General features: G+C 66.1%; 9 protein-coding genes. 2 read left to right on the forward strand and 7 right to left on the reverse strand.

Annotated elements, in window-relative coordinates; genetic code table 11:
• The first annotated feature begins 36 nt into the window (after positions 1-36).
• On the forward strand, positions 37-504 hold the full coding sequence (locus ACR65J_RS19845) for a MarR family winged helix-turn-helix transcriptional regulator (protein ID WP_224027260.1): 468 nt from the start codon (positions 37-39) through the stop codon (positions 502-504).
• A 102-nt stretch (positions 505-606) separates the two neighbouring features.
• Here ACR65J_RS19845 and ACR65J_RS19850 read toward each other — a convergent pair whose 3' ends face one another.
• The 6 genes from ACR65J_RS19850 to ACR65J_RS19875 all read right to left on the reverse strand — a co-directional run bounded on the left by ACR65J_RS19850 (position 607) and on the right by ACR65J_RS19875 (position 6,653).
• The gene (locus ACR65J_RS19850) at positions 607-1,086 is read right to left on the reverse strand and encodes a hypothetical protein (protein ID WP_440172304.1); all 480 of its coding nucleotides are present in this window, start codon (positions 1,084-1,086) and stop codon (positions 607-609) included.
• A gap of 160 nt (positions 1,087-1,246) precedes the next feature.
• A complete protein-coding gene (locus tag ACR65J_RS19855; RefSeq protein WP_440172306.1) occupies positions 1,247-1,963 on the reverse strand; it encodes a Pr6Pr family membrane protein in 717 nt (238 codons plus the stop codon).
• Positions 1,964-2,111: 148 nt separating this feature from the next.
• Positions 2,112-2,936 (reverse strand): class I SAM-dependent methyltransferase, encoded by an 825-nt coding sequence (locus ACR65J_RS19860; RefSeq protein ID WP_440172309.1) that lies wholly within the window; start codon positions 2,934-2,936, stop codon positions 2,112-2,114.
• 105 nt (positions 2,937-3,041) lie between these two features.
• The gene (locus tag ACR65J_RS19865) at positions 3,042-3,509 is read right to left on the reverse strand and encodes a DUF3237 domain-containing protein (protein WP_440172311.1); all 468 of its coding nucleotides are present in this window, start codon (positions 3,507-3,509) and stop codon (positions 3,042-3,044) included.
• Positions 3,506-5,251: a CocE/NonD family hydrolase gene (locus ACR65J_RS19870; protein ID WP_440172314.1), complete on the reverse strand. Its 1,746-nt coding sequence runs from the start codon at positions 5,249-5,251 to the stop codon at positions 3,506-3,508. Before ACR65J_RS19870 ends, ACR65J_RS19865 begins: the two co-directional genes overlap by 4 nt.
• 31 nt (positions 5,252-5,282) lie before the next feature.
• Entirely contained in the window at positions 5,283-6,653 is a 1,371-nt protein-coding gene (locus ACR65J_RS19875; protein WP_440172316.1) for an MFS transporter, read from the reverse strand.
• A gap of 170 nt (positions 6,654-6,823) precedes the next feature.
• On the opposite strand from ACR65J_RS19875, the gene ACR65J_RS19880 reads away from it, so the two are divergent.
• A complete protein-coding gene (locus tag ACR65J_RS19880) occupies positions 6,824-7,759 on the forward strand; it encodes a PaaX family transcriptional regulator (RefSeq protein WP_440172318.1) in 936 nt (311 codons plus the stop codon).
• A 95-nt stretch (positions 7,760-7,854) separates the two neighbouring features.
• Here the strand turns inward: ACR65J_RS19880 and ACR65J_RS19885 are convergent.
• Positions 7,855-8,391 (reverse strand): enolase C-terminal domain-like protein (locus ACR65J_RS19885; RefSeq protein WP_440172320.1); only part of this gene is annotated, 537 nt, incomplete at its 5' end.

Below are 8,391 nucleotides of genomic sequence, written 5' to 3' on the forward strand. Positions count from 1 at the left end.
AAAAAGTCAACGATTGTTTTTTACACCGGAGTTGTGATGGCCACCTTGGGCACCGAAGTTCAGACCCCCCGCCTTGCGGCAGCCAGGATCGGCAGCGATGTGGGCCTGCTGCTCGCCAAGCTGCACGCCGCCGGCTCGGTACTGAACAACAAGGCATTGGCTGACTTCGGGCTGCGCGAGCGGTCCTTCTCCATCCTGACGCTGGCGTGCAGCGGACTGGAGCCCACGCAGCGGGAACTGGCGGATTTCCTCAGCCTGGACCCCAGCCAGGTGGTCACCCTTGTGGACGACCTGGAACGCCGCGGCCTGGTGGAACGGGCGCAGGGCAAGCAGGACCGGCGCGCCAAGATCATCGTCTCCACAGCCGAGGGGCGGAAGATGCACGCGAAGGCCCGCACCGCCATGGACGCGGCCGAGCTGAACCAGCTGGCCGTGCTGTCCGGGGAGGAGTCGCAGGAATTGAAGCGCCTGCTCCGCAAGGCGCTGTGGGGCGCGGCGGAGTAGGCGGCAAAGGGAACGGTGCAAGGCGTTGCACCGTTCCCTGATGATGTTTGGTCTCAGACTGCCGGCCGGCCTGCCACTTATTGCTCCCCCCGGAACAGGCTTCTACATACGGCCCGCGGCCAGGTCCGCGTCGACGTTCGGATCAGTGCGCTTGGCTTCCTGCTCCTGGGGGCTTTCCGATGATGAGGGTTCGGATCTGGAACCCTTCATGGACCGCCACACGGCCGCCCCCGCTGCCAGGGCGGCGATTCCTGTGATCAACCACCAGATCCTGGACGGGGATTTCTTGGCCTGGATCGGGGCCGGGGCAGCAGCTCTAGGTCCGACCCGCATCAGTTGCTCATGGACCCTGGGAGTGATGGTTTCCACGCCCCCGGCAAGCTCGTCGGCCAACCGCCGCAACAGCGCCTGGAGCCGCGGGGAGGCGGTTTCGATGCCGGTATCGAGTCCGGCGACCGCTCTCTGCAGGGCCGTTTGGACGCCAGGGGTGGCCCATTCCCTGCCCTTGGCCAGCTGCGTCATGAGGTTCTCGGAAAGACGATGAACCTGCTCGGATTCCGTCAGTGGTTTTGCTGTCCGCATCGATGCCTCCTGTGGATGGTAGTGGGGACAGGCTAGGCCCGCCGGAACAGCCTGGAAAGGGTCTTTGGTGCTTTGACAGCGTTCTTAAGACGGGGCAGCCGCGTTCCGACCAGGACCAAGCGTGACGACGCATCCAGCCGGCAGGTTCGGGCCGGCTAGATCAGGACCGGGCTTCCCTTCCGGCTCCGCGGGCGAGACCGACCCGGATATTGCCGGTGAGGTGCACGAGTATGCCGACCAAGAGAAACGCGGCGAGTACCAGGGCGCTGGTGGCGATGACCGCTGGCCAGCCGCCGTCGAGCCCCGGGTTGAGGAAGTCGTAGGGGTACCAGCCGTCGAGGGCACCGCGCACCCAGGAGAAGATCAGGAACACCCCCGGGTAGCAAAGCCAGACGAGGGGCCGCCGCCACGGGCCTCGGACGGTGCGCGTGACCAGGAGCCAGTCGAGCCCCGCGACCAGCGGTGCGATGCGATGGGTGACCATCCACGGCCAGTACATGTCCAGCGTCCACCACGGTTCGTCTGGCGGAGCCACGAGCACCACATAAATAATGCCCGTCATCACCAGGTAGAACGCGAGGGCGCCGAAGAGGTGATCCCACCACCGCGGCAGCCGCGCACGCGGCCGCACGACGGACACAAGGAACACGAGTCCGAGGACGAGGTTTGACTGGAATGTGAACTGGGAGATGAGCTGGGGGATGTCGACGGAGTTGCCGGGCTGGGTCGCGTCGTATAGCTCCTGGCCGAGAGCCGCGAGCATGGCAAGTCCGGCGCCGCCGCGTACTAGACGGATCCAGAGACGGTCCGGATGCAGCGCCCGGTTGGCGCCCACGTTGCGTTGAACCGGAGGACTCAGCGTCGGCACGTCGCTCATGGCATCAGCGTAGTGTTGCGTCAAGCCAGGCCCCAGGGTCAAAAGGACCGGGTTACCACCAACCGCCGCGTCAGCCACGAGTCGCGTCACGAGGCACGTGTGCGGCATGAAGTCCCGCGGAAGCTAAGTGTTTGGGACGCTCTGGAGATCAGGACGGCCGCCAGCACACGAACATGACGGTCCTGATGCGCCGCTCGGCGAGGTTGGCCACCTGGTTGGCCGTCATCTGCGCGAAGCTGTCGCCAAGGAAGGTCGCGAAGGTCACCGGTGGTGGCCCCTCGCGATGGGTTTTGGCGAGCATCTGCCGAAACCAAGCAAGGCTCTCCTCCGACGAGTCGTTTTCCGAGACGACATCAAAACCTGCCGACGGGAGGAGCTCGCGCATCTCCTCCAGCGTCGCGGGAAAGCTTGTCGAGGAGTCAGCGGCCCACGGGACCGGGTAGTGTACTTCACCCCCTTCACCCTGCAGGACGTCATAAACCACGAACCTGCCGCCCGGCCGGAGGACCCGGAAGGCTTCCGCGTACAGCCCGTGCTTGTCGGGAATGTTCATCGCCACGTGTACGGTCATCGCCGCATCCACAGATTTGTCGGGAAGGCCGGTGGCTGTGGCGTCCCCAACCTGGAAGCGGGTCCGGCCGGACAATCCTGTCCACTCCGAAAGCGCCGTCGCTACCTGGCAGAACTCCGGGGTGAGGTCCACCCCTGTCACCGTGCACCCGGTCAACTCGGCGAGGGTCCGCGCGGGGCCGCCCAATCCGCTGCCGAGGTCGAGCACCTGGGAATCGGCAGTGAGGGCGAGCGCCTCGATGATTTCCAGGGTTGCCCTGCGGCCACGGATGTGGAACTCGTCAACAGCAGCGAGGTCGGCCGGCCGCAGCGCCGTGCGGTCCACACCGGCCGCGTCCAAGGCAGAACCGATGGCAGCCACAAGTCCGCCGGGGCCGGTGTAGAACGCCGAAACCTGGTTCATTGCGCCATCCTCACACCGGGTGGCCGCAGGGTCAACGTGAAGCCCTTGCCAGGTGGGGCGCGGAGCAGGAATGGAGCCCGACGACGAAAACCCTCCGCCACGGCGTCAGCGGACGATGAAGACGGCGATCCTCACTGCGTCCGGGTACCGCTCGCCGGTGCCGACGGCAACCACGTGGTTGAGCCACGACCATTCCTTGGACGCCGTGGAGAACCGGAGTGAACACCGGAAGTAGATGCCGGCCGGATCCACCGCTTCGCCCCGGTTGAGCCTGGCGATGTCCGCCGCCGAGCCATGCCGCAAGGCGCTGTTGTGCACGTGGATCAAGGCCCCGTCACTGGTTTCGAGCATGTAGCGGGCGTCGAGCTCGGTCAGTTCCGGGCTGTGCAGGAGCTGGAAGTCGGCACCGCCGGGCAGCACTGTGCCGGAGAGCGAGGGCCCGGTTACGGTACCCCCGGTGATCGGCACAATCCTGCGGTGGCCGGTGGGGGCGGGCCCGGCGTCGATGGGCGCCTGCACGTTGACGCTGAGCTCGGCGAGGAACTCCAGCGGCGGCGGGGCGGGCGTCCTCACAGGATCCCCACTGTCAGGCGGCTGGGGAACGCGGCGCCCGCGTGGATCCGCTGGTTGGCGGTGACAGCCGTCCCGGAGTCATATGCCAGCATGCCGGTATTGAGGTTCCGGTCCCAGCGCGGATGGCAGCTGGAGGTGACCTGGACCCGGAGCCGCTCCCCAGGGGCGAAGGTCAGGGCTGTCTCCCAGAGGCTGATGGTGTACTCATAGATCCGGCCAGGATCGATGGGCGCCGGCGGATGCCCCTCCGAGAAAAGCCCGGTTCCGGCATAGGCATCCCGCCAGGAAGCGCGGATGATTCCGTCGGCGATCCCAAGGGAGACTCCGTCTGCCGACACCCTGCAGAGCCGGACCACCCAGTCAGTGTCCACGGCGCTCGATGAGGCGAAAAGTGTGGCGGTCACGGCGCCAAATATAGTGGTCTGTTCCTCGAACGGCCGGGAGGTGAAGACTGCCACATCCTCGCGCGCCTCGACCGCGTCCTGCCGCGCCGGACCAGCCGGAAACGGCCCGGCCAGCATGGTGGCCCCTCCGGTGGTGGGCACCGGATCCAGGGGGTCGTAGGCGTACTCGACGGCACCGTCATCCGGGGCGTGGTCAAGCAGCTCCCCTGCGGCGGAAAGGAACCACGACTGTTGCCGTGACGGTTCCGGCAACGTGTCGAAGGCCCGCCAGCGGTTTTCGCCCAGGAAATAGACCAGCACGTTGGGGACGTCCGCCATTGCTTGCTCATCCGCTTTGAGGACGGCGTCAAACCACGCTGTGTGGAGGGAGGAAAGGTCTCCATGGCCGTCGACGATGCCGGCGGAAGCGGCCGCCCCGAAGTGGATGTCCGGGTAACCGCCGGAGAGGTTGGTGTGCGTCCAGGGCCCCAGGATGAGGCGGGGTTCGATGCCGTGGAGGGTGCGGCTGAGGGCTGCCTGGCGGCGGTACTGGTCCAGGGTATTCGGTGCGAAGATGTCGAACCATCCACCGATATGGAGGGTTGGCAGCCGCACGGGTTCGGCCGACGCGGCATCCCACAGCCGGCAGAAGCTGCTTCCCGGATCCTGGCCGGCGGATGGCGTCACATGGGTGCGGAGGAAGGTCCCCACCCGGGGTTCCAAGTCCCGCAGAGGCAGGACCCCGTAGCAGGAACCGTCGGCGAATCCAGCGTCCAGGGCAAGCCATTCCCGGAGTTCCTTGCCGCGCCGTTCGGGATCGTCGCCATGCTCACGCATCAGCTCGTTGAGCGATATCGAGGCGTGGCCCCAGGCGAGGCGGCTGCCGAGCTCGTGCGCGCCGCCACGGTACAGGGCACCGTTGTTGGCGTTGCCGCCCGCCGAGACACCCAGCGCCAGGGCCTTGAGCCCGGCGGGGGCCAAGCGGGCCGCCCGCCACTGGGTTTCCGCGAAGTAGGACCGGCCCCACATGCCTACCGCGCCGTTGGACCACGGCAGGTGCGCGGCCCACTCGACCGTTGCGGCGCCGTCGGACGCTTCATTGACGGACGGCTCAAAGGTGCCGTCCGAGCCGAACCTGCCGCGGCAGTCCTGCATCACCACCACGTACCCGGCCGCCGCAACGGTGACGGGATTGAAGTAGGCCGAGTTGACCGCCAGGTCCCGCCCATAGGGAGTCCGCGTCAGCAGCACCGGGAAGGTGCCGCCCGGCGCGTCCGGCCGGTAGACGGTGGACCGGAGGATGGTTCCGTCGGTCATGGTTGCTTCAATATCGCCGTCGACGACGACCGGGTAGCGCACGTGCGTGCCTTTCGTTTGCGTTGTGGGGTGCCTAGGCCGTGGCGGCAGGCTGCCTGCCGAGGTCTTCGGTGCGGACACGGTATGTTTCCTTGACCCACACGGCTGTCACCAGGGCGGAGATGAGGCAGCATGCCGCGGTAAAGATGGCCACCGGAAGCCAGCCGACGGGGCCGGGCTGGACGATTCCCGCGGCAATGGCGGGCGCGAAGCCTGTCACCACCAGGCCCAGCTGGGATGCGGTGGCGGCCCCCGTGTAGCGGATCCTGGTTTCAAACATTTCCGCTGTCATGGACGGGCCCAGCGGGTTGACCATGCCGTAGCCCACCGTCATGAAGAGGATGGCGGTGGCAAAGATCAGCGGGACCGATCCGATGCTGATTGACCAGAAGAAGGCGAAGGCTGCCACTGCACAGATGATGTTGCCTGTGATGAACACCGGTTTCCGTCCAATCCGGTCCGCCAGGATGCCGGCGTAGGGCTGGACGACGATGCCGAGGGCGGCGGTGACGATGGTAACGGTGAGCATCACGGCGGCGGGAACTCCGAGCTTTCCGGCGTAGGCGAGGCCAAAAGCCGCAAACACCGAGGAGACGACGCTCCACAAGCCGAACAGGATCACCTTGAGGATGGTTGCCCAGTGGTCGCGAAGCACTACCTTGATGGGCAGCTCCCGCTGGCTTCCTGTTTCCTTGGCGGCTTCGAAAACTTCGGATTCGGGCAGGCGGAGGCGGATGTAAAGGCCGATGCCGACCACCAGCAGGCTGGCCAGGAACGGGAGCCGCCATCCCCAGGAAAGAAGTTCCTGCTCAGGCAGGAGTGACACGGCCAGGAAGGCGAGGGACGCGAGCATGATGCCTGCCACAGCGCCGGTATTGACCCAGCTGGCGTAGAAGGCGCGCTTGTTGCTGGGGGCATGCTCCATGGTCATGGTCACTGCGCCAACGGATTCGCCGGCGGCCGACGCCCCCTGCACGGCCCTGAGGAAGACAAGCAGGACTGGTGCGGCGGCCCCGATGGCCGATGCCGGCGGCAGGCAGCCGATCAGGAACGTCGCGATGCCCATCAGGACGAGCGTCAGGACCAGCATCTGGCGCCTGCCAACGCGGTCACCAAAGTGTCCGATCACGGCTGCGGCAACGGGCCGCACAACATATCCGATACCGATGGTGGCCATGGAAAGCACCATGCCCAGCGACGGGTCGATGCCCGGGAAGAAGATCTTGTTGAAGATCAGGGCGGAGGCTGATCCGTAGATGAAGAAGTCGTAGTACTCAAGGGTGCTTCCGATGAAGCTGGCCATGGCGGCCCGGCGGGCGTTGGCGCTGCCTGCCTGCGCTGGTGTGGAAACTGGTGTGGCACTCGGGGACAACGGTGTCACCGGGCCGATGGGACCTGCGGTCATTGCGGATCTCCTGGAAAGTGATGATTCAGCAGGCGCCTGCTGGGGACTGTGCGTGCCGGCGCGGGATGTGGGCCGGATCACTGAGCTAAATGTTATGCGCTTATTACGACGACCGTCAATAAATGTGCAAAGTAAATTTGCTGCGACGTGTCAGCCTGCGAAGATGGGGTGTGACTTCTGAGCCGCATCCTTTCCCTGGCGGGCCCACCGAGCCCCGTGTGGCCGCCGAGGAAGTCAACTTCCCGCGCCCGTTGAAGGGCTCGGCGTCGCAGCACCTGGTGGTCACGATGCTGGCGGACTATTGGCGCGACTACACCGGGTGGCTGCCCTCCCGGCTGATTGTGTCCCTGGCCGCGGCCCTGGGCGTCAGCTCTTCCGCTGCCTCAACAGCCCTCAGCAGGCTCGCAGGGCGCGCCGTCCTGGAACAGTCGAGTGCCGGGCGTGCTTCCCGCTACAGGTTCACCCCGGAGGCGAGGGCCCGCCTGGAAATCGGTGTGCGCCAGATCAGCGGCTTCGGCTCCGAGGACCGCCCCTGGGATGGCATGTGGACCGTGGTTGCCTTCAGTGTTCCGGAGCGCTCGCGCGAACTGCGCGAACTGCTGCGGAGCCGCCTCAAATGGCTGGGATTCGCCCCCCTGTATGGGGCGGTGTGGGTTTCCGCGTGGGATACCGCGGACGATCTGGAGGATTCCTGCCGCCACCTGGGCGTGGAGAACTACGTCATCTTCCGCAGTGCCGGGGAAGGGCTCCGCGGGCGGCCGCTGATTGAGGCTTGGGACCTGGACGAAGTGCGCCGGCAGTACACCCCCTTCATCAACGCCTACCGCCAGAAAGCGGAGGTCCTGGCCGAAGGACGCCTCCCGGGGGAAGAGGCTTTTCGGTTGAGGACCGAGGTGATGGACGCCTGGCGGGCGTTCCCCTGGGAGGACCCCGGGCTCCCCCCGGAGCTGCTGCCCCGCGATTTCCCCTTGTTCGAGGCGCGCCGCATCCTCGTCGCCCTCTACAACCCGTTGCTGGAGGATGCCCGTTCCTACGCGGAGGAGGAGGCTGCGAGGCTGGCGCCCGAGGTGGCCGGGCACAGCAGGGCCTTCGTGCTGAAGGGCTAAAGCCTCCTTGCCGGTGGGCCGCTTTTCCCAGTCGTGGCTTGTCCTACCCGGTCGTGGTTCTGTTGACAGTCGTGGCCTGTTTTACCAGTCATGCCTCACCAGTCATGCACGGTGCCGTCGACGAGGCGGTTGTAGGGCAGGTAGGCCTGCTGGTAGGGGTAGGCTGCGGCGGCTTCTTCGTTGAATTCGACGCCGATCCCGGGTTTGTCGCCCGGGTGCAGGTAGCCGTCCACGAACGTCATGGACTGCTCGAAGACCTCGTTGGTCTTGTCCGAGTGCTGCATGTACTCCTGGATCCCGTAATTATGGATCGCCAACCCCACGTGCAGCTGCGCCGCGAACCCCACCGGGGAAATGTCCGTGGGCCCGTGGAAACCGGACTTGATCTGGTACTGCGCAGCGAAGTCCATCACCTTCTTCAGGGGGCTGATCCCGCCGAAGTGGGTGGACGCTGCCCGCACGTAGTCGATCAGCTGTTCCTTGATCAGCGTCTGGTAATCCCACACCGTATTGAAGATCTCCCCGATCGCCAACGGCGTGGTGGTGTGCTGCCGGACCAGGCGCAGCCCCTCCTGGTTCTCCGCCGGCGTGCAGTCCTCCAGCCAGAACAAGTCATACGGCTCCAACGCCTT

The sequence above is a fragment of the Arthrobacter sp. SAFR-044 genome (assembly GCF_059414985.1).